Annotated in this window: 17 protein-coding genes; 8 read left to right on the forward strand and 9 right to left on the reverse strand. The window is 40.7% G+C overall.

From position 1 onward, the window contains the following. Nucleotides 1-3 precede the first annotated feature (3 nt). Nucleotides 4-861 carry a zinc metalloprotease HtpX gene (htpX, locus tag WN948_RS13275; RefSeq protein ID WP_342304663.1) on the reverse strand — a complete coding sequence of 286 codons (858 nt, stop codon included), beginning with the start codon at nt 859-861 and terminating at the stop codon, nt 4-6. A 391-nt stretch (nt 862-1,252) separates the two neighbouring features. Here htpX and WN948_RS13280 point away from each other — a divergent pair, with 391 nt between their 5' ends. Further along, nucleotides 1,253-3,289, forward strand: coding sequence for a hydantoinase/oxoprolinase family protein (locus WN948_RS13280; protein ID WP_342304664.1), 2,037 nt, complete (start codon nt 1,253-1,255; stop codon nt 3,287-3,289). Nucleotides 3,290-3,500: 211 nt separating this feature from the next. Here the strand turns inward: WN948_RS13280 and WN948_RS13285 are convergent, their stop codons facing one another. The 3 genes from WN948_RS13285 to WN948_RS13295 all read right to left on the reverse strand — a co-directional run bounded on the left by WN948_RS13285 (nt 3,501) and on the right by WN948_RS13295 (nt 5,709). Then, the gene (locus tag WN948_RS13285; RefSeq protein ID WP_342304665.1) at nt 3,501-3,767 is read right to left on the reverse strand and encodes a hypothetical protein; all 267 of its coding nucleotides are present in this window, start codon (nt 3,765-3,767) and stop codon (nt 3,501-3,503) included. Nucleotides 3,768-3,808: 41 nt separating this feature from the next. Next, nucleotides 3,809-5,266, reverse strand: a complete 1,458-nt coding sequence (locus tag WN948_RS13290; RefSeq protein ID WP_342304666.1) for a hypothetical protein — start codon at nt 5,264-5,266, stop codon at nt 3,809-3,811. Between the two features lie 122 nt (nt 5,267-5,388). Next, the gene (locus WN948_RS13295) at nt 5,389-5,709 is read right to left on the reverse strand and encodes a hypothetical protein (protein ID WP_342304667.1); all 321 of its coding nucleotides are present in this window, start codon (nt 5,707-5,709) and stop codon (nt 5,389-5,391) included. A gap of 307 nt (nt 5,710-6,016) precedes the next feature. Between WN948_RS13295 and WN948_RS13300 the strand changes: the two genes are divergently transcribed. The 6 genes from WN948_RS13300 (at nt 6,017) to WN948_RS13325 (ending at nt 11,903) form a co-directional block, all read left to right on the forward strand. After that, complete coding sequence (locus WN948_RS13300; RefSeq protein WP_342304668.1) at nt 6,017-6,817, forward strand: winged helix-turn-helix transcriptional regulator; 801 nt, start codon at nt 6,017-6,019, stop codon at nt 6,815-6,817. Between the two features lie 67 nt (nt 6,818-6,884). Beyond that, on the forward strand, nt 6,885-7,397 hold the full coding sequence (locus WN948_RS13305; RefSeq protein WP_342304669.1) for an amino acid-binding protein: 513 nt from the start codon (nt 6,885-6,887) through the stop codon (nt 7,395-7,397). Beyond that, the gene (locus WN948_RS13310) at nt 7,397-8,392 is read left to right on the forward strand and encodes a homoserine dehydrogenase (protein WP_342304670.1); all 996 of its coding nucleotides are present in this window, start codon (nt 7,397-7,399) and stop codon (nt 8,390-8,392) included. The genes WN948_RS13305 and WN948_RS13310 overlap by 1 nt, the downstream gene beginning before the upstream one ends. Nucleotides 8,393-8,423: 31 nt before the next feature. Then, entirely contained in the window at nt 8,424-10,115 is a 1,692-nt protein-coding gene (locus WN948_RS13315) for an ATP-dependent DNA ligase (RefSeq protein WP_342304671.1), read from the forward strand. A gap of 46 nt (nt 10,116-10,161) precedes the next feature. Then, nucleotides 10,162-10,527: a hypothetical protein gene (locus WN948_RS13320; protein WP_342304672.1), complete on the forward strand. Its 366-nt coding sequence runs from the start codon at nt 10,162-10,164 to the stop codon at nt 10,525-10,527. A 173-nt stretch (nt 10,528-10,700) separates the two neighbouring features. After that, complete coding sequence (locus WN948_RS13325) at nt 10,701-11,903, forward strand: MFS transporter (protein WP_342304673.1); 1,203 nt, start codon at nt 10,701-10,703, stop codon at nt 11,901-11,903. Nucleotides 11,904-11,922: 19 nt separating this feature from the next. On the opposite strand, the gene WN948_RS13330 is transcribed toward WN948_RS13325, so the two are convergent. From WN948_RS13330 to lonB, 5 genes are all read right to left on the reverse strand, one after another. Beyond that, nucleotides 11,923-12,729, reverse strand: coding sequence for a response regulator (locus WN948_RS13330; RefSeq protein WP_342304674.1), 807 nt, complete (start codon nt 12,727-12,729; stop codon nt 11,923-11,925). Further along, nucleotides 12,729-14,771: a CHASE4 domain-containing protein gene (locus WN948_RS13335; RefSeq protein ID WP_342304675.1), complete on the reverse strand. Its 2,043-nt coding sequence runs from the start codon at nt 14,769-14,771 to the stop codon at nt 12,729-12,731. The genes WN948_RS13330 and WN948_RS13335 overlap by 1 nt, the downstream gene beginning before the upstream one ends. A 257-nt stretch (nt 14,772-15,028) precedes the next feature. Continuing rightward, complete coding sequence (locus WN948_RS13340; RefSeq protein WP_342304676.1) at nt 15,029-16,339, reverse strand: TldD/PmbA family protein; 1,311 nt, start codon at nt 16,337-16,339, stop codon at nt 15,029-15,031. 1 nt (nt 16,340) lies between these two features. Continuing rightward, complete coding sequence (locus tag WN948_RS13345; RefSeq protein WP_342306487.1) at nt 16,341-17,672, reverse strand: TldD/PmbA family protein; 1,332 nt, start codon at nt 17,670-17,672, stop codon at nt 16,341-16,343. A gap of 69 nt (nt 17,673-17,741) precedes the next feature. After that, a complete protein-coding gene (gene lonB, locus WN948_RS13350; protein ID WP_342304677.1) occupies nt 17,742-19,646 on the reverse strand; it encodes an ATP-dependent protease LonB in 1,905 nt (634 codons plus the stop codon). 177 nt (nt 19,647-19,823) lie between these two features. Between lonB and WN948_RS13355 the strand changes: the two genes are divergently transcribed. Next, the gene (locus tag WN948_RS13355) at nt 19,824-20,270 is read left to right on the forward strand and encodes a hypothetical protein (RefSeq protein ID WP_342304678.1); all 447 of its coding nucleotides are present in this window, start codon (nt 19,824-19,826) and stop codon (nt 20,268-20,270) included. Nucleotides 20,271-20,531 lie beyond the last annotated feature (261 nt).

Below are 20,531 nucleotides of genomic sequence, written 5' to 3' on the forward strand. Positions count from 1 at the left end.
AGATTACATTGCACGAAGGCGTCTGATACGCTCTTCTGTTACAGGGTGTGTTCTGAACAGGTTCATAAGTGCGCTTCCTTTCAATGGGTTCACGATGAACATGTGAGCGGTGGTCTGGGACGGCTGCACATCGCCTTTTCTCTGGCGATAATTTTTGCTGCCGTATTCAAGTTTCTCAAGTGCGCTTGCCAAAGCCCATGGTTTCTGTGATATACGTGCTCCTTCTTCATCGGCTGCAAACTCTCTTGACCTTGAGATTGCAAGCTGGATTACTGTTGCTGCCAGTGGAGCAACGATTGCAAGTGCCAGAAAACCAATTATATTGTTTGCACCGTTATCATCTCTTCCGCCAATTCCTCCAAATATGGCTGCCCATTTGACCCATGTTGCTATCATGGTGATAACACCTGCAATGGTTGCAGCTACTGCGCTTATCAGTGTGTCACGATTCTTTACGTGTGCCATTTCATGTGCCAGTACACCTTCCAGCTCCTCAGCTGTTAGAAGGTCCAGTATTCCTGTAGTTGCAGCAACCGCAGCATGCTGTGGGTCTCTGCCTGTTGCAAATGCATTTGGCATAGAAGTATTCACAATGTATACTTTTGGCATTGGAAGACCTGCACGCAGGGCCAGTTTCTGAACAATTCCATGGAGTTGTGGAGCTTCAGCTGCAGTGGCTTCCTGTGCATGGTACATTTTCAGAACGATCTTGTCACTGTACCAGTAGCTTCCAAAGTTCATGATTATCGCAAATATAAATGCAATGATCATTCCTGACGTCCCACCTATTATACGGCCGACAATGACCAGTAAACCGGTGAGGGATGCCAGCAATAATGTAGTTTTTATCATATTTCCCATGATTTTCCTCTTAGATATGATATCATTTCTAAGTGCAAACAGGTTGTTTGTTCTTCTATAAAAGTGTATCTGTAAATTAGTTTTCCAGTTATATAAACGACAAAACCTATAGCCTGCAAATCCAATTCAATTGCATTACTATTATAATTATTGCTCTTATGTATGTGTATGGGGTTCGAATTGGCTTATATGGTTGGTGTTTGTAGAGAATCAAACAGTTCGTACGTGATGAGCTTATTTTTGCTAGATATTATGCCAGACTTAGTGTTGGTCATACGATTAACGGCGAAGATTTTCAGATTAAATTGGTAATGCTTAAATAGTGCAAAACCGTTTTTTATCTGCACTTTATATATTAAAATTGATTATTTTTCCAAGGAGTGAACTAAAAATGCAATACAGTCTTGGCATTGATGCCGGAGGAACCTTTACAGACGGGGTTATTATCCGTGATTCGGATGGTGTGATACTGGATGCTGCTAAAATGCTTACTACCTATCCGGACCCTATAGGTGGAATTAAAAAAGTAATTGATTCTCTAAATCAGGATTATGTTGAAAATGTAAAACTGGTCTCAGTTTCAACCACTCTTTCTACCAATACCATACTGGAAGATACTGGTTTTCCAGTAGGTGTGATTCTGGTTGGTGATTATGTGATTCCTGATGAGGGTTTTCCTGCTAAATATTATGTTAGACTTAGTGGTGGTCATACAAGTAATGGTGAAGAAGCTGCTCCTCTTGACGAAGAGGGAGTTAAGCGATTTGCCCTTGAGGTAAAGGATCAGGTTGCAGCATTTTCTACGTCTGCATTTTTCAGCAACCGTAATTCGGAACATGAACTCCGCGTCAAACAGATAATTCGCGAGACTACAGGGCTGCCTGTTGTATGCGGACATGAGCTTTCCCAGGAAGTTGGAGCCTATGACAGGGCTATTACCGCGTACCTTAATGCTCAGTTATTGCCAATCACACATAAGTTCATCCAATCCATTATGAAGGACATCAAGTCAAGGAATATTGATGCCAATCTTCTCATGCTCAAATGTGATGGTTCTGTAGTAGGTATGGAGGAAGCACTGGAGCGTCCCATCGAATCAATATTTTCCGGACCAGCGGCAAGTCTTGTAGGTGCTGGTTTCCTTACAAAATTCCCCACATGTGCAATGGTGGATGTGGGTGGAACCAGTACGGACGTTGCTCTCATCAGGGGTGGTGTCCCGGAAATTAGTGACCAAGGAGCTATTGTAGGTGGATGGAAGACCATGGTAAAGGCTATTAAAATGGAAACCTCTGCTACAGGTGGTGACAGCCATGTATGGGCCCAGGATCAAAAGTTCCACGTAGGACCTAGAAGGGTGATTCCCCTTTGTCGTGCTGCAGTTGAGTATCCTGGTTTTCTTGAAAAACTTCAGACAACTAAATCTCCTTCCAGAACGCTTCTTTGCGAAAATATTCAGCCAACTAAATTCTTTGTACGCACAGATGTCCGTTCTATTGAACTTACAAAGATGGAAGAAGAGGTATATGATGTTATTCAGGGAATTCCTCTTTCTTATGTAGATATTTTCCAGCGCCTGAAGAAACAGCCAAATGTCCGTGCTATTGATGGCCTTATAAAGAAACGTTTGATACAATCTATAGGTTTCACTCCAACTGATGCTCTGCATGTACTTGGAGATTTCAGGCAATGGGAAACGGAAGCATCCATAATAGGCGCTGAGAAACTTGGCAAACTGACAAGGACTAAGAAGGAAGAACTCTGCAGCATGGTAAAAAGACAAGTTGCAAAGAACATGGCATATGATCTTATTTCTTACCTTATAAAAGGCATTCCGGAATCAGTTGTTGAGGATATACTCTCCGGGGAGAATTTCACTCGTTTTAAGGTAGAGACTCCTGTTGTACTGCTTGGTGGTCCTGTTGTTGCGTATAAAGAGGAAATGGAACAACTGATAGATGCTGATATAGTTGTTCCGGAGCATGCTAATGTAGGTAATGCAGTAGGTTCTCTTGTGGGCAAAGGTATCAAGCGTGTTGAAATACTTATCAAGAGGGATTTTAATCCTGTAGTAGGGATAAACGTTGAAGATGTAGAAATGAAGGGTCCCAAAGAGGATATCCTCAATTACTTCGTGTTCTCACCAGAAGGCAGGTCCATATTCTACCAGTATATGGATGCTTATGAGTTTGCCAGGAACACCGGTGAAAAAATCATAATGAATTACATGAGGGCAGCAGGTTACTTAGAAGGAGAAGTAGATATAGAAGTAACTAAAAAGGATATTGTAGTCAGGGAAGGTGAGAAACCGGTTGAGTCTAAGATTATCGTGGTTGGGGTCGGTACATCCAATTTGGTCGTGGAAAAAAACATAATTCCTGATTATATGGGTAAAAAGGCTCTTAAACAGGGTATAAAAAGGTCTTAAGGACAGGCTTTGTAGAAGTCCTGCTTTGAACAATAAATATAACCTTGGCATTATCTGTCAAGGTTATAATATAATTAAATATTTGTGCATCACTAAAATAAGAATTAGGTGTTCTACAGAGTCTAAAAACGAAACTACCCATTCAGGGATACGTGAAATTTGAGCAGAATGTAAAAAAAGTCAAAACAAAAAAAACATGAATGCCAGGCATTCATATTTCTTCGAGAACAATATCTTCTTCAAGATCGATTTCGTCAATAAGTGCTTCAAGCTCTGCCAGTTCAGCTTCAAGAGCCTGTATCTCGGTGTCTGTGATACCCACCATTTCTTCACTGAGTAGCTCGTCTGCAACACTTATTTCGGGTTCAGTATCATTAGTTACTGTCTCTTCTTCAGTAATACTTTTATCAGCACACCCTGACATTACAACACCGCAGAGAAGGACAGCGATGATGACGATATTTCTTAGTTTTACCATTTTCATTCAACTCCTATATCGTTTCTCATTCATTCCTACTCTCAGACAGTGTTTTCATTTTCATCCGATGAATCATCTTCATTGTCATCATCTGAAGAATCATCATCCTGTTCGTCATCTGGGGAATCATCATCTTCTTCGTTGTCTGATGAATCGTCATCGACTTCGTTGTCTGAAGAATCATCATCCTGTTCGTCATCTGAGTCATCGTCTACGTAGCGGCTTGCCCAGTCGCCGGATTCTCTTTCAACTTCATAGGTACCATCGCCTGCAAGTACTGCAGTACCTGTTCCTTCGGCAGTAAGTTCAATGTTGTCTCCACGAATCATTACTGTAAGACGGCTTCCTTCAATGAACACATCGCCTGTGACATTATGGTAGACAAATGCACGGTTGTTGTCTGTACTGTTGCCATTATCAATGTTGGATGACTCATATTCATCTTCATCAATATCGATTGTTGCATTCCCTGCCATATCTTTTATGACAAGTGTTGCATTGGTCGATATGGTGCTAATAGAAAGATTGCCAGAAAGGACTGTAGTTCCATCACCTTCTGCAGTGAGCTCGCCACTTCCACTGAGTACTACTACTCCTTCTCTCTGCTCTTTAAGCTCTTTGAGCATGTTCCGGAGTAGGCCATTTGCGTCCTTGATATCTTTTCCTGCCTGCACAATATACCTGTTAGCCTCACGGACATTCTCACCGTTGCTGCCGTTTCCATTTCTATATGTATTTCTTGCATGCTCCTGGTTTTCCTTCGCATCATCCATGAGCTCCTGGTACTTGGCGAGCATTTCTTCAAGTTCTTCTGCATCCTCTCCATTTTCTTTCATGGTAGTGATCTCATTCTCAAGACGTAGTATAAGAGCATCAGATGCTTTTACAACTTCACTGATCTTGTTGTCGATGACCTTTCCTGAAGTAACTATGCGGTTCTTGCGGGAATCATTCCATATATTCCTGATGTTCTTTGCAGAATCTGCAAGTTCAGCTCTGGTGGTTGCAGCTTCTACATTGTCTCTTTCTTCTTCCAGTTCCTCGATGTATTCTTCGTTAACAAGGAATGAAAGCATATAATCGATAGAACTGGTCAGATATGTCTTGGTAGCTTCAATAGCTTCTTCAGAATTCAGGTTTGGATTCTTAGATTTTATACTGGCAAAATTGTTTTTTGCTTCAAGGTATCCATCTCTTGTGTCCTTAACTTCCTGAACTCTGTTTATTACTTTATTTGCGGCCATTTTTCTTGTCGCATCAGGGGCATTTACCATATCATGATCTCTGTCATGGTCCTGAACACCCGAAGGTTCATTATCATCTTCTGTTTCATCAGATTGTTCATCAGAACTATCGTTGTCCTGAACTTTTTTCTCTGACATTCCATTATCGCTGCTCTGTCCATTATCAGACGCTGCAAGTGCTCCTGCCGAAAAGATGCTTAGCAGCATGAGTACTACAGTTAGGTATGCAAATATTCTCAATCCTTGTTTTTTCATTCGATAACCCTCCACTCCTCTTGTTGAATTTTTATGTATTTTAGATGGTATTTTAAATGTTTATATATAATAAAAAGTTCCGGCTATATTAGCCGGAATTTCATAATTTATTCATTTACGGTTTAGATCTGGCATGAACCATCTCTCTTTGGTCCATCTCCGTCACAGTCTCTGTCATTCTGGGAACCGCTACCATCACATTCTCTATCATAATTGCCTTCACAGTTGCTGCCATCGCAATATCCGTTACTGACACCGGCTTCTCCAGTTGCAACATCGCCAGCATTGAAACCTGTTCTTGTCTGCGTTCTTAGTGCTTCATCAGGTACACCAGTACAGTCCTGGTCTCTGTCCCTTTGCTGATCTGCTGCCATGGCAGTCACTGTAAATAAACTTACCAGCATAATTGCTACAGCAACTAATGTAAATGTTCTTATTTTCATAATCAATATTCTCCCGTTTTTTTTCTTTTATTTTGTAAGTGAAAGCCAAGCACAAATTTGGTGGTTGATATGCCCGGAAGCAATAACTTGGTGGTGTGCTTTAACTTACACTTGTAATTCTTAGATTCGCAGAGCCGGATATAATCATACTTTACTTTACGGGAACTTTACGTATGCTTCATTGTGTAAAAAAGCCTTAAAACAGTTTATTTTACTTGATAAAACTTTATCTTTCTTCAGATTCCTGCTCGAAGTAACTATTATATGTGTGTACTTGCTAAATATACATCCTGTGATTTACAAAAAAATGATTCTGCTTTGCCTAATCGCAACCGTGATGCTTGCGGGTGTCCAGTTTTCAACTGCTGCAGAGATGGCAACCATTCATGGTGCGGTATATGAGTGGAACTCATTTGATCCTCTGGAAGATGTCATTGTCGAGGTGAACTCAACTCCTCCCCAATCAATGCTTGCAAAATATGGGATATATTCCTTTAATCTGGAACCTGGGGATTACCTTATATCAGCCAGTTTTTATGGTGGAAACAATCTGGTGGCATATACTGAAGAGGAAATAACCATCACCGGTGATGGGGACTACGTGATGGATCTGCTCCTGCTTCCTGTATATTATGATGCACCATTTAATGGGACTGAGTTTTCTGAGCTTGATGAAATTGCTAATTTATCAGATGCTAATGATAGAGAAACCAATCCATTTTCCCTGAGTATTATACTTATTCTTATTTTCATTGCTGTGTTATCTGTTGGGGGATATTATTTTGTAAAACAACGCAGTGTAACCTCTATATCTGAGGATGACAGTCATCATATTTCTCATGATAATTTTGGTTCAATAATTCCCGACGATAAATGGCAGGAGTTACCTGATGATCTAAGAGAGGTTATAGACCTCATTGCAAAGAATGAAGGTCGAATTACCCAGAAGGAATTGCGTACAAAGGTAAAACACTCTGAAGCCAAGGTCAGCCTTATGGTATCGGATCTTGAGAGCCGGGGTATTGTTAGAAAATTCAAGAAAGGTCGGGGTAACGTTATAATTCTTGAAAAAAGGGAAGATGCAGAAGATTCAAACCAAAATGTATAACTGCATTTAATGTGTATGAGGTTAAGCATTCAGAAATAATTCTATTTACATATTTACGAGGGTATACATGCGAGTTTCCATGGACATTGAGTTAAAAGATATCCCCGGGCAGTTACTTCTTGCTTTACGACCGGTATCCGAGTTCAAAGGTAATTTGATATCGGTGGTCCACCATCATGAAAAAAGGACTCCCCGCGGTACTATTCCGGTTCATATCGTTTTTGAGACAAAACCGGATAATCTTAAAAGTATTATTACCAGCCTTGAAGATAGCGATATAGGTATTGCACGTATTGATGAAAAGAGGTATTTTGAGCATGGTGCGGTAATTCTTATCGGACATATAGTGCACACTGATATTCAGGATACCATAGATAAAATCGATAACACAGGCTATGCAGAAATTGTTGACCTCAACCTTTCTATGCCAAAGATAAAAATGCCATCATCAGCATCATTAAAAATAGATGCAGTAAGCAAAGAGCATCTTGCATCCGCTATTGAGCTTCTGAAGGAAATTGCAAAAAAGAAAGATCTTCTGGTCATTGAACCTATTAATAGTGAATTGGGGGCAATTTAATGAAAACAATTCGTGTTTCTATTATAGGCTTTGGTGCAGTGGGTCAGGGTGTTGCAAAGGTCATTCTTGATAAACAAGAGTATCTTGAAAGTATTGGAATTGATTTTAAAGTTGTTGCGATCGCAGACTCAAGAGCAGCTGCTATTGATACAGATGGGGTAGACCTTGCTGCCGTTATCTCCAGAAAGAACACAGAAAGTACAGTTGGTGCTGAAAAGCTTACCGGACTTGAGATTATAGAGAGTATTGACCACGAGCTTGTTGTGGAAACAACTCCCACCAATATAGTAACTGGTGGTGTCGGTCTTGAGAACATGCTTATGGCGTTCAAACACAGAAGGAATCTGGTCACCTCAAACAAAGGTCCCCTTGCGATGCAATACGGCAAGCTTATGGAAGCTGCCAATGCCGTTGGTTCCAAATTCCTGTTCGAAGCGACTGTAGGTGGTGCAATGCCTGTATTGAATCTTGCAAGAGATGTGCTGGCAGGTAATAGGATCACCAATGTTGAAGGTATATTCAACGGTACCTGTAATTACATCCTCACCCGTATGATGGAGGAGCATGCTCCGTATGAGCAGATGCTTGCAGAGGCGCAGGAGCTTGGGTATGCTGAAACCGATCCGACATATGATGTGGAGGGTATTGATACTGTCTGCAAAATGGTCATACTTGCAAATTGCATATTCGGAATGAATGCAACTCATGAGGATGTCACAGTCACAGGCATAACGAAGATTACACCTGAAGCACTGTTGCTGGCTCATAATGATGGTTATGTTATCAAACTAATAGGAGAGGTCAACGACAGCAGGATAAATGTGGCTCCTAAACTGGTGCCAATAGATCACCCACTGGCAGTTGGTGGTTCTCTTAATGTTGCATCCGTGCAAACTGACCTTTCCGGCCCCATCACTGTAACAGGGCGTGGAGCAGGTTCCATTGAAACAGCGAGTGCGATTCTGAGTGACATGATATCCATTTACAGGGACTGAAATTCGATATTTCCGGGACGAGGATCATATAATGACAAGTTTTAGAGAATTCTCTCAGATCTGCAAGGTCATCGAGAGCACTTCCGGTTCCCTAGATATGGCATCTCTGGTTGCTGAATTGCTTGAACAGGTCACTCCTGAGGAACTTCCGGTTGTCACTCATTTTGTGATGGGTGAGATCTTTCCTGCATGGAGCAGCGAAGAGATTGGTGTTGGTGCCGGTATTCTTTACAATGCTCTTGCAAAATCAGCAGGACTTGCGGTTTCTGATATAAAGGAACTTGTAAGGGAAACAGGTGATATCGGTAAAACTGCTTCAAGAGCTCTAAAAAAGGTATCCAGTGGCCAGGCTACCTTCTCTTCATTCATGGAGGAGTCCAATGATCTCTCTATTCTTGATGTATTTGAAAGATTCAAGGCTATTTCTAAAGCATCAGGAAAAGGTTCCCAGACATCTAAAATAAAAAATCTTCAGTATCTTTTTAATTCAACTTCACCGGAAGAGGTGAGCTATATTGCACGCCTTGCAGTGGAAGAACTAAGGATAGGAGTTGGCGAAGGCATAGTAAGGGATGCCATTTCCAAAGCCTTCGATGTTCCTGCAGAGGAAATTGAAAGGGCTTTCATGCTTAGCAATGACCTCGGACTTGTCGCGAGCACCGCCAGAGAAGGTGGAAGAGATGCAGTACTATCTCTTGGCCTTGAGCTCAATCGGCCCATACGCATGATGCTGGCTCAGATAACTCCAAGTCTTGATGCAGCTCTTTCAGATATAGGAACTGCTGCAGTAGAGTGGAAATTTGACGGGGCAAGGGTGCAGATACACAAAGAAGGTGATAATATCACTCTTTTCTCCCGCCGCCTTGAGAATATAACAGATTCTCTTCCTGATATCGTAGAAGCAGTAAGGGAGAATGTAAGTGCTGAGTCTGCAATACTTGACGGTGAAGCCGTGGCCATCGATGAAAATGGAAGACCAAAGGCATTCCAGGAAATACTGAAACGTTTCAGAAGAAAACATGATGTTCAGGCTACAGCACGTGAGATTCCTCTCATACTCAATCTTTTTGATATTATGTATCTAAATGGTGAGGGTCTGCTTGACCTTCCGCTCGTACAGAGAAGGGAGAATCTTAAGGGTTGTGTCAAAAATGGGGCTAAGATCAACGTCGATACCCAGTATCTGACCGATGATTCTGAAAAAATTGTGGAAATATACAATGCTGCTCTTAAAGCAGGTCATGAAGGCGTGATGATAAAGAACCCGGAGTCACCTTATTCTCCGGGAAAACGCGGTAAGAACTGGCTCAAGAAAAAGCCTGTCATGGAGACTCTGGATCTTGTTGTAATAGGCGCAGAATGGGGATACGGTCGGCGTACCAGTTTCCTTGGGTCCTACGCACTTGCATGTCATGATCCTGACACAGGACGTTTCCTGCCTGTTGGGCGTGTTGCGACTGGTTTTTCAGATGAACAACTTGCCGAACTCACGGAAATATTCTCTGAACTTATTATAGTGGAGTCTGGAACAGAGGTCGAAATTAAGCCTGAGATAATCTTTGAGGTTGCATTTGAAGAGATCCAGAAAAGTGTCAATTATGAATCTGGTTATGCACTTCGTTTCCCGAGACTGGTAAATGTAAGGTCTGACAAATCTGTTGAAGATGTTGAGACCATTGGTCGTCTTGAAGAAATGTACCTAATGCAGCGTGAAAGGAATTAATTTACCATCAAAAGTGTTATTAGGAAATAGTAATTCTTCTAAGAATATGAGAGCAAGAAGTCTAATTTTCCTGATAATGCTAATATCTGTATTATCATTATCCTTTTCAGGTTGTGTTGATGAGCAATCTTCAGAGTCACAATCTGTTGAGGCAGATGCGATTATATATATCAATGAATATGAATTCCATCCTTACTCAAGCATGATCTCACCAGGCGATACTGTCAGGTGGATAAATAATGATTCAGTGGCCTTTATCATAAAAGGAAATCTTGTAGGGGGGGACAGTTTCCAGTCTCCGACACTCAGGAAAAATGATACTTTCACCTACACGTTTGAAGATGTGGGCACTTATAAATATGAACTTGTTACCCATCCATGGACAAAAGGCGGACTCATTGTCGTTGAATGAATCTTTTAAAGCAGGACATATTTAGGTCCTGCATTTAATCATTCTGATGATTTTTTTCTGTCCAAGGACATCATTTCTCTGTCAATATCAGGATGTTTGCGAAATATTCTATATGTATGATTCCTGATTCTATGCTTTTATAGTTTGAGACATAATCACCATACACAGGTCGTATGATGAATTCAGATGCTCCGGTACTTCAAAAAGATGAACAGAAATTAGATCCTGCACTTTATGTGCTCTCTCTTTCCAAGTTATTCAAGGATCTGGGTACCGGGATGCTTGCATTCCTGCTTCCTTTGTACATAGTTGGCCTGGATAGTAATATTTTCTCTGACACACCGATAGTTGTCAGGGCAGGCATCATTGCTACTGTTTTTGGACTGTCAAATGCTATTTCACAGCCATTTCTTGGCCGCTTGTCAGATTCTCTTAACAGAAGAAAGCCTTTTGTTGTTCTTGGAATGGCAGGATTTACTCTGATATCTTTCATTTATGCCAACACCAATAGTTTTGATCAGCTGGTGCTGCTTCGCATTGTACAGGGAATCACTGTAGGTGCAACTGTGCCTGCTATTGTTGCAATGGTCACTCACATGTCAACAAGCAGCACAAGAGGCGTTGCAATCGGTATATATTCCACTGTCAGGGGTTTTGGTTTTGGCACCGGCTCCATCATAGGTGGTATACTTGCCAGTTATTACGGTTTTGTCACAGCATTCTATGTGTGTGCGTTACTGGGTCTTGTAAGCTTGATATTAATATCATTTTTTGTATCGGAGACTCATGATGTTACAGCTCAAAAGAAAAATATATCGGAGCCGAAGCAAGGATTTCAGTTTGCAATCCTTTCAATTGCAATGTTCATGATGATGGCAGGGATAATGATTATATTTGCTTTCCTGCCCGAATATGAAACACGGCTCAATACCGGTCCGATATCTCTCAGTATTGCGGTTTCTGCTTATGTTATTGTGAGGGTGATATTCCAGACTCCTATGGGATTTATATCAGATCGTATAGGAAGAAAACGGATAATTGCACTGGGTCTGCTACTCAATATTCCAATCGTAATTGGTCTTGGTCATGTTGACAACGTCACCCAGCTAATAGTACTGCGTGCAGTCCAGGGTATATCCATGGCTGCAGTGGAAACACCAGTAATGGCTCTTGCAGTTGAACTTGCGGGAGTGTCGGTTAGTTCCAAAGTAAGTTCTATAACAGCTTCCCAGGCAGCCGGAATGGCACTTGGCCCTATTATGGGTGGGCTTCTTGCAGGTTATATTTCATTTGAACTGCCTTTTTATATCTGTGCAGCTATGTTGCTGTTTTCATTGCTGCTTGTACTTGTGGCGTTAAAGAACCAGTATACGTAAAAAAGAATTACAGAATCGATCATACATAAGCAACTTCAAAACTTCGGAACGATCTTTCTATTTTTTTCCTGTCAGTTATGTCGTAAAAAATAATGACAGTACCGATGACCTCGTTTCTCTTATTTGTAATTGGGGAGCCTATTATGTCAAGTGGTATGTGGGTGTTATCTTTTGATATCAGTATTGTGTTGTCATCAAGACCAAAGAATGCACCCTCTCGAATAACTTTTTTTGTTGGATCCTCTGCACACTTATTATCTTCACAAACGACCTTGAGTATTTTACTTATTTTCTGTCCTAGGGCTTCTTCTTGCTTATATCCGGTGAGTGCTTGTGCCAGAGGGTTCATGTATTTAATTGTTCCATTGTTATCAGTGGATATGAGCGCATCACCGAAATTATTGTGCAGTGAAGTAATCCATTTTTCATGATCGAAAAGTTTTTCCTTCTCTTTTTCATTTTTATATAATGCAATTTCAATATTGGTTCGAAGCTCCCTTTCGTCAAAGGGTTTTAAAATGTGGCCGAAAGGTTCTGTGAGTTTTGCTCTTTGCAGTGTTCTCTCGTCCGAATAGGCGGTAAGATAGATAACCGGTATATCTGAATTTTTACGTATGGCCTTTGCAGCATCTATACCATCTATCTTTCCTTTAAGGACTATATCCATCAATATCAGATCAGGATTGAATCTGTTAACGAATTCAATGGCATCTTCACCACTGGCCGCCATACATGGGACAGAGTATCCAAAATGTTCCAAACTACATTTGATATCAAGGGCTACTACTTTCTCGTCTTCGACTATCATTATCTTTTCATTAGTCATTAGTAGTCCCTTCTTTTATAGGATAGTTCTTTGAATGTGATTCTAAATTCTGTGCCGTGCCCTCTAATGAGTTCTATGGTTCCTTCAATTTGTTCAACCAATGAAACAACAAGTTGCATCCCCAATGATTCCGTTTTCATGAAATCTATGTCTTCCGGGAATCCGATTCCGTCATCCCTGATAACGAGCATGTAAAGGCCATCTTGCTCAGGGATCATTTCTATTAGAATTTTCCCCCTTTGACCCGTAAATGCGTGTTTCAAGGCATTTGAAATGATCTCATTTATGATAAGGCCCAGTGGAATGGCTGTATCAATTCCTTGTGTTATGTTTTTAATCTTTATATCAATTTTGATATCTGCAGGATCACAGCCATATGAACTTAGCAAGTATTTAGTGAGGGTGTCGACATAAGTTTCGAATTCTATATTCTCAATGTTATGCGACTGGTACAATTTTTCGTGGGCAATTGCCATTGATTTGGCACGTATTTGACTTTTTCTGAAAGCCTCTATGGTATTTTTGTCAGTGAATTTTCTTGATTGGAGTCTTAGCAGACTTGATATGATCTGGAGGTTGTTCTTTACCCGGTGATGTATCTCTTTTAAGAGCAGATCTTTTTTGCGCATCTCCTCTGCCTGCTTGATCTCAGTTATGTCCTTAACAACAGCCATAACCTCGTCTTCACCACTGGCTACCACTCTTACTTCGAAATCCCGCATATCGCCCTTAACAGGCATTGCGTATTGCATTGTCTGAATCTTGTTTGTAAGAAGGGCTTGTTCTATGACCTTAAGTTCCATTTCTGCAATGTGGGCGGGAAAAACATCATCAATTTTGATATTGAGCTCAGTTTCAGGAGATTCGTAAATACAGTTATCCGTGGAGAGTTTGTAATTGCAAATGGTTCCATCTTTTTTGATCTGGAACATCATGTCAGGCATTGCCTGCAAAATAGCATTAATAGTAGTATCTCTTTTTATAATTAAATTCTGTGAGCTTTCAAGTGATTCAAGCATCCTGTTTATTGATTTTCCAAGGTCGGAAATTTCATCAGTTCCTTCATGGCATACTCTCTTAGAGAAATCTCCCAGATTGCTGATGTCTCTCACTTCATTCTGAAGCTTCTTGAGGCGTGATATGTGTGATCTTTTAAGCAGGGTTGTTACGGAAACACCAAAAATGATGCCGGTAAGGAGCAAAACCACGAGGGAGTAGTTCATAGTATTGACGCCTTGGTTATGTATATCCCGGGGAATTCTTATTTCCAGGGAAAACGCATCGTTTCCGTAGATGTCATTGAAAGGTGCATATGAAGAAATGTAGCCATTATCAGTGAGAAGGCTGATATTTGCATTTTCATCCTTCGTACCTTTTGCAGAGTTTATATCATTGTTATTATCTGTGGAATCCTGGATGTTTTTGATATACAGTTCCAGATTCATTATTTCATTTAATCTTTTGATCTCAGCATTATCAAGGACTGTTCCCATGATCACAGTTCCTGAGATGGGACCACTTTTATCGCTTCTAATAACTGGCTGAGAAGTTATTATTACCGGCTTGCCTTCAAAGACCAGATATCCTGTCTTCCTGATGTTTTTATTCTCATGCTCCAGAAGATAGCTTTTCTGTTCAAGATGCTCTTCAAGCTTTCTTATGGTCTGGTCATTGTTTTCTTTTAATGAAAGTACTTTTTTATAGGTCATAATCCCGGAATCATTATAGAAGAACATAAAATCCAGTCTCTGATTCAGAAAAGTATCGTTCATCAGGTAGTTTCCAATATACTCACTGTTATTGTCTTGAACGAATTGGTACGTCTCATTCCACACGGACCAATAAGCAGCTTTATTTTCAAGCTCCAGACTTTCAAATAATAATGTGTTTTTCAGATAAATGGTATTTTCTCTGGCATCTTGTTCTTCCAATTTATCAAAGCTATCTATGATTATAAAATGTGAGCTAAGGTATATGATCAAAATCATCCCAATTAGGGTTGCACCAATGATGCCCAATGTCTTTTCGTGCAATGTTGCCATTTATTCGCCTTACAATAAATATGATATGTATGATTATTTTAATTTATTATGACTCCCTTATAATTTATATGCATATATTTGTTTCTAAATGATGTGCACATTTGAGAAACAGTGTACTTTCAATCAGATACAGTGGTCTTAAAAAAAGAAAAATCTTCAGGTGAGTGCACACTTTTACAAAATGCAATGTGTATAATGTGACATAAAAAAGAAAATAATTTATGAGAACAATATTGTTCTCATACAATTTTTTATGATCAGCCAATGACACTCATATCCGAAACCCTTATTGAAGGAGTAATAGTGCCACCCACTTTCCTTACATCGTTGCCAGCACCATTGATGTTCTTAAGCATATCAAATATGTTGCCTGATATCATTAGTGATTTGATAGGCTTGTCCAGCTTTCCATCTTTAATTGTAAAAGCATTCCTTGCTTCCACAGAGAAATCCCCGGATATTCCGTTTGCTGTATGCGCTCCGATTACTGTATTTACGTAAACACCAGTGTCAGTGTCAGCTATAATATCGCATTTGGGGAAATCAATGATGAAATTTCTGGTTCCTACGGAAGGCGTTGAAAGATATGAATTCCTGGATGCATTACCGGTACTTTCCACGTCATCTTTGCCTGCTGTGTAAGTGTCATAAAGATATGACATGAATGTCCCGTTTTCAATAACAGTGTTCTTTTGTGATGCAACTCCCTCATCGTCTGCGATCCCAGTTTCTATGCCGCCTTCAAGCAAACCGTCATCATATATTGAAAGTTTCTCATTTGCTATTATATCGCCTTTCTTTCCAATGAGGTTTGAACGTCCTTTCTGTACATTATCTGCATCAATTGATGGCATGAATGTATTTTCAATAAGGTCTGAGAATGCAAAAGGATGAATCACGACTTCTGTCTTGTGGGGCTCGATGGATATTGTATTCTGTGACATCTTTGCAAGTTCAGCTGCATTTTTCCCAATGGAAGTAAAATCAATATCATTCTTTCGGGATATTGCAAAATCATAGGCTGTGGATGTTTCTCCTGAATTTGTGATAACATCGACGAATCCGGAAACTCCGGTTCCTTCCTCTGATATTTCTACCCCATTTGTGTTCAGTATAAGATTTTTTCCATGACTGCGACCAAAACTGCCTGAAGTAACTATAATTCCAGGTGTGTTCTTTGCACTTTCTATCATTTCCATAGTGTGAACAATGCATTCGTCAAGTTCCATTTTTTGGAGTTGCTTGTCCATTGTTCCAGAGACAGTTGGGTATTTCTGATTCGATGGTAATGATTTCCAGTCCGGGTCGCTGTCCTGTATATTTGCAGAACTGACTGCATTCTTTGCCGTTTTATCAATAAGGCTCATTATGTTGGTGCTTGAAAATCCGATGGCACCATCTATAACTGCGCGTATACCGATTCCAGTTGTGATACTTTCTTTTGCGCCCTCGATTAGATCCTTCTGTATGTTCACAGAAGTTTTCTGACTTTCCATAATATATACTTCAGCTTCTTTTGCACCATATTTTATTGCTGCCTTAAGGGCCTTTTCAGCAAGTTCGTACATATCATGCACCTCCAACCATTGCCTTGGATATCATCAGATGTGGAGATCCATCGGTAACAGGCACAAGCTGACCACCTTTCCCACATCTTCCTGAATTCATTTTCAGATCATTACCAACCATTTTCACATTATTCAATATTTCAAGGATCTTTCCGGAAAGTGAAACGTCCCTTATGAGTGTTGTGAGTTTTCCGTCTTCAACAAGGTATCCTTTTTCAGCATTGAACTGGAAAACACCTTCACCGGTGTTGACCTGTCCTCCTCCTGAACCGATGAGGTACATTCCGTTACCCATTTCCTCAAGCATTTCTTCAAACTCTGAATTCCCATTATCGATATAAGTATTGCTCATACGGATAATTGGCCTGGAATGTCCCTGTGCACGACAGTGTCCGGGTGTTCCTCCAAGTTTGGCTGCAGTTTCCCTTGAATGCAGGTATGATTTAAGCGTACCATTCTCTATAAGGGTTGTTTTTTCAGACTGTGAGCCTTCATCGTCAAAGGGGAAATAACCGTATTCATGTAATGTGGGGTCATCAATAATTGTAACGAGGGGAGATGCAATATTCTCTCCTATGCGGTTTTCCAGAACAGAACTTCCTTCAAGTACAAGATCTGCTTCAGACGCATGCCCTACTGCCTCATGGGCAAAAACACCTGCAAGTTCCGGGTCAAGGATAACTGGCATATTCCCTCCTTTGGCGGGTTTTGCATCCAGTAACTGTAAAGCACTTTTTGCTGCTGCTTCTGCAAGTTCAGCTGCGTTATATTTGTCGAATATCTCATAACCCGTAACACCAAAACGGCTCTCTCTTCCTGCCTGATATATCCCGTTCTTCGATGCTACGGCGCTTATGGCAAAACCAGTTCGTATAACGTCATATTCTCCTTCTATTCCTGTGGAGTCCGTATACATTATTTTATAGGATGATTCACTGTACACTGCACTGGTGCTGCTAATACCATCCATTTTTGCATGCTTGCCGAATTCCGTCAGGTTTTGTACCTTTTCTTCAAGGGAAACGTCAAGTGGATTCTTTTTTACTTTAGGGAGGTTGGTAACAACGGGGTTTGCTATTTCCTTGATATGAACTTTTTCTTTAGATGATTTCTCATCCATGCTCGCAGCAAGTTCAGACGCTGAACGTATTGCTTTTTCAATATCGAAATCCCCATCAGCGGATGTGAATCCCCAGGAACCTCCTTTCAAGGCACGTACTGCCGCACCTTTTGTAAAATTGACAGATATCTGTTCTATCTTATCGTTATCAAGCACAATGGAAGTGGTTGTCCCTTCTATGATCCTGGTATCAAAAAAGTCTACGCTATGCATCATTTTACTCCTCCTTGTATAAATAAAATACAAGTTTAATAAATAAATTAATAAATAAAAGGTCCCTGTTTATGCAGGGACTATATCTGGCATTTCTGCGCTGGTTTTGAGGCTGCTAAGGCTCTTTAGCTTCTCAACGATCTTGTCTTTATCAGGCCCGTCAACAAGACTATGTTCAATAACTTCAATAATATTAGTTACCGGAACTATTTTTATCTTATCTTTATATGCTTCTTCTATCAGCACATCAGCCTCATTGGATTTTGGAATAATTACTTTCTTTATTCCTGCTCTGGCTGCAGCTTCTATCTTATAGGTTGCTCCTCCGATTGGAAGTACATCCCCTCTTACGGACAATGAACCTGTCATTGCTACAGATTGGTCGATAGGGATATTTTCAAGAGCAGATATAACTGCAGTCGCTATAGATATGGACGCACTGTCTCCTTCTACACCTTCATACGTTCCGATGAACTGGATGTGGATGTCATGGTTGGGTATGCCCTTACCTGTAACGTTCTTGATAACAGCAGATACGTTTTGAACCGCTTCCTTTGCTATATCCTTAAGCATACCGGTGGCAATTACTTTGCCTTCTGAGTTGGAAAGTGATGGAGTCACTCCTGCCATGATAGGCAAAACGATACCTGAATCTCCTCCCATTACTGCAAGACCGTTAACTCTTCCAACAGCACTACCCATTTTCTTGAACAGCTGGTAATCATTCTTACGTTCAAGATAATTGTCAGCAAGTTGCTGTTCTATGGACCTTGCCATCTTCTTTGCTGCAAGCACATGTTTTGCAGTGGTTATTGCTGCATCTTCGGAATGTGCAATATCACCTGCAACTCTCACCAGACCACCAAGGTCACGAAGTTTCAGTGTGAGGTGCCCTTTTCTTCCTGCTCTTCTCTGGGCTTCACGGATGACCTCGTCCACAGCTTCTTTGTCAAATGGTGGAAGGTGTCCGTCTCTCAAAATTTCCTGCGCTACGAATCTAACCAGACTCTTACGATTTTCAGGGGTATCCTCCATAGAATCCCTCATGAACAGCTCGTATCCATAACCCTTTATACGGGATCTGAGTGCAGGATGCATCTTTTCCATCGCATCAAGGTTACCTGCAGCTACCATAATGAAGTCACAAGGCACAGGCTCTGTCTTAACCAGTGCACCGGAACTCCTTTCTGATTGCCCGGTGATTGGATATTCCCTTTCCTGAAGTGCTGTGAGCATGCTCTGCTGAGATTCAAGGTTTAAAGTGTTGATCTCATCTATGAAGAGTACACCTTTGTGTGATTTGTGAATGTCACCGCTCTCTACTCTGTCATGTGCCGGGGTCTCAAGTCCGCCTGACTGGAACGGATCATGCCTGACATCACCAAGAAGTGCACCTGCGTGGGTGCCTGTTGCATCAAGGAAAGGTGCGTGCTCCTTCTGGTAGTTTGAAACTATCAGTTTCGGAATCATCATTTCCTCTTTAGGCATGAACTGACGTGTCAGGAGCAATATCATAATTGCAGCTATGATACCCCACAAGAGCTGGCCTACATAAAATGAATATATTATGATACCAAAAACCAATATCATCATCAACATATTGCGTGACTGGGCCTTTTTCTGGGCTTCCAGTTTATGGGCCATAACAATTTCCCTGCCCTTGCCGGCAGGAACTGAACGTATCTTTGGATTATTATTATCCTCCGGGTTAGGATACGCCATTATGTCCTGTAACTCTTCCTTTGGAAGAAGTTCAGCCATTGCTTTCGCAAGTAAGGATTTCCCTGTACCTGGGCTGCCTATCATCATGACATGGCGTCTCTGGCTTGCCGCTTTTTTCACCACTTCCACAGCATGTTCCTGTCCGATAATCTGATCTATCAAAAGCTCGGGAACATCTATGGAGTCTGTGGTTTCGAAATTGTCCGCGTATAATTCTATCTCTTCGCTAGAAGTGGTAATCTCTTTTTCCATAGTCTTCTCACAAGGTTTGTGGTTTGTTCACAGTTGTACGTACAAAATATATACTTGACGGTTTTTATAATTATGTAACTCAAATTTATTATATTTAACTTGTGAGTAAAGTTAATATGATTAAAGTGACATCAGAATATAAGAAACTATGCATTTCTTAATCGTGGATATGGTAAAATGAAGCTGACTGTCTTTCTGGTCTTTGCGCTGATCATTTCTGTTTTGTCATTCTCAGCCAGCAATAATATAATTTCAAATGGTGAGGAGTACATAAGGTTCAATCAGGTCTCCATGGAATTTCAAGGAACAGATTCGGTTATTTCGATCTCTTATAGTCTTGATATGTTTTCCAGCACGTATATTTTCCTGCTGGGGGCACACAACCTTGGGCCTGCTATTGATGATCTTTTCTTTGATTTTGGGGACATGGAAGTGCTTGAGATCGGTAAGGACAAAGCTGTCATCTTAGCAACTAACGTATCCAGAAAAAATGATGAATTCTACTTGCATGACTCGCATGAATTGGGTAGAATTGTGGGTGTCCTGACAATTATTTATCCTGATGGTTCAACACGAACTATTTCTGATGCCAGTGCTACGCCTGACACTTTTTACAACGAGTGAAATATTCGTGGGATATATCAAGATCCATAAAGAATTGTGTATTGCGATAGGTCTTTCGGATGATTAATCTCATAGCTTAAATGATTATTTCATGTATTACTGCAAGAACTTGCGCAAGGAATTTGTTGCCGTTATTAGTCTGGACCGTTAGTCCATCAGTCAACTACTTGTTGATGGGGAGACATTGGGCAGACGTGTGCTGTATTTTTATGTGCGGCTTGTGGCATTAGATTATAGTAAAAAGTAAGCCATCTATTTTGT

The sequence above is a fragment of the Methanolobus sp. ZRKC5 genome, from assembly GCF_038446525.1.
In the GTDB taxonomy this organism is placed as follows: domain Archaea; phylum Halobacteriota; class Methanosarcinia; order Methanosarcinales; family Methanosarcinaceae; genus Methanolobus.

Bases quoted from the DNA above. Each gene is read 5' to 3' on its own strand.
- htpX (WP_342304663.1), bottom strand. From the start codon at position 861: ATGGGAAATATGATAAAAACTACATTATTGCTGGCATCCCTCACCGGT.
- WN948_RS13280 (WP_342304664.1), top strand. From the start codon at position 1,253: ATGCAATACAGTCTTGGCATTGATGCCGGAGGAACCTTTACAGACGGG.
- WN948_RS13285 (WP_342304665.1), bottom strand. From the start codon at position 3,767: ATGGTAAAACTAAGAAATATCGTCATCATCGCTGTCCTTCTCTGCGGT.
- WN948_RS13290 (WP_342304666.1), bottom strand. From the start codon at position 5,266: ATGAAAAAACAAGGATTGAGAATATTTGCATACCTAACTGTAGTACTC.
- WN948_RS13295 (WP_342304667.1), bottom strand. From the start codon at position 5,709: ATGAAAATAAGAACATTTACATTAGTTGCTGTAGCAATTATGCTGGTA.
- WN948_RS13300 (WP_342304668.1), top strand. From the start codon at position 6,017: ATGATTCTGCTTTGCCTAATCGCAACCGTGATGCTTGCGGGTGTCCAG.
- WN948_RS13305 (WP_342304669.1), top strand. From the start codon at position 6,885: ATGCGAGTTTCCATGGACATTGAGTTAAAAGATATCCCCGGGCAGTTA.
- WN948_RS13310 (WP_342304670.1), top strand. From the start codon at position 7,397: ATGAAAACAATTCGTGTTTCTATTATAGGCTTTGGTGCAGTGGGTCAG.
- WN948_RS13315 (WP_342304671.1), top strand. From the start codon at position 8,424: ATGACAAGTTTTAGAGAATTCTCTCAGATCTGCAAGGTCATCGAGAGC.
- WN948_RS13320 (WP_342304672.1), top strand. From the start codon at position 10,162: ATGAGAGCAAGAAGTCTAATTTTCCTGATAATGCTAATATCTGTATTA.
- WN948_RS13325 (WP_342304673.1), top strand. From the start codon at position 10,701: ATGATGAATTCAGATGCTCCGGTACTTCAAAAAGATGAACAGAAATTA.
- WN948_RS13330 (WP_342304674.1), bottom strand. From the start codon at position 12,729: ATGACTAATGAAAAGATAATGATAGTCGAAGACGAGAAAGTAGTAGCC.
- WN948_RS13335 (WP_342304675.1), bottom strand. From the start codon at position 14,771: ATGGCAACATTGCACGAAAAGACATTGGGCATCATTGGTGCAACCCTA.
- WN948_RS13340 (WP_342304676.1), bottom strand. From the start codon at position 16,339: ATGTACGAACTTGCTGAAAAGGCCCTTAAGGCAGCAATAAAATATGGT.
- WN948_RS13345 (WP_342306487.1), bottom strand. From the start codon at position 17,672: ATGCATAGCGTAGACTTTTTTGATACCAGGATCATAGAAGGGACAACC.
- lonB (WP_342304677.1), bottom strand. From the start codon at position 19,646: ATGGAAAAAGAGATTACCACTTCTAGCGAAGAGATAGAATTATACGCG.
- WN948_RS13355 (WP_342304678.1), top strand. From the start codon at position 19,824: ATGAAGCTGACTGTCTTTCTGGTCTTTGCGCTGATCATTTCTGTTTTG.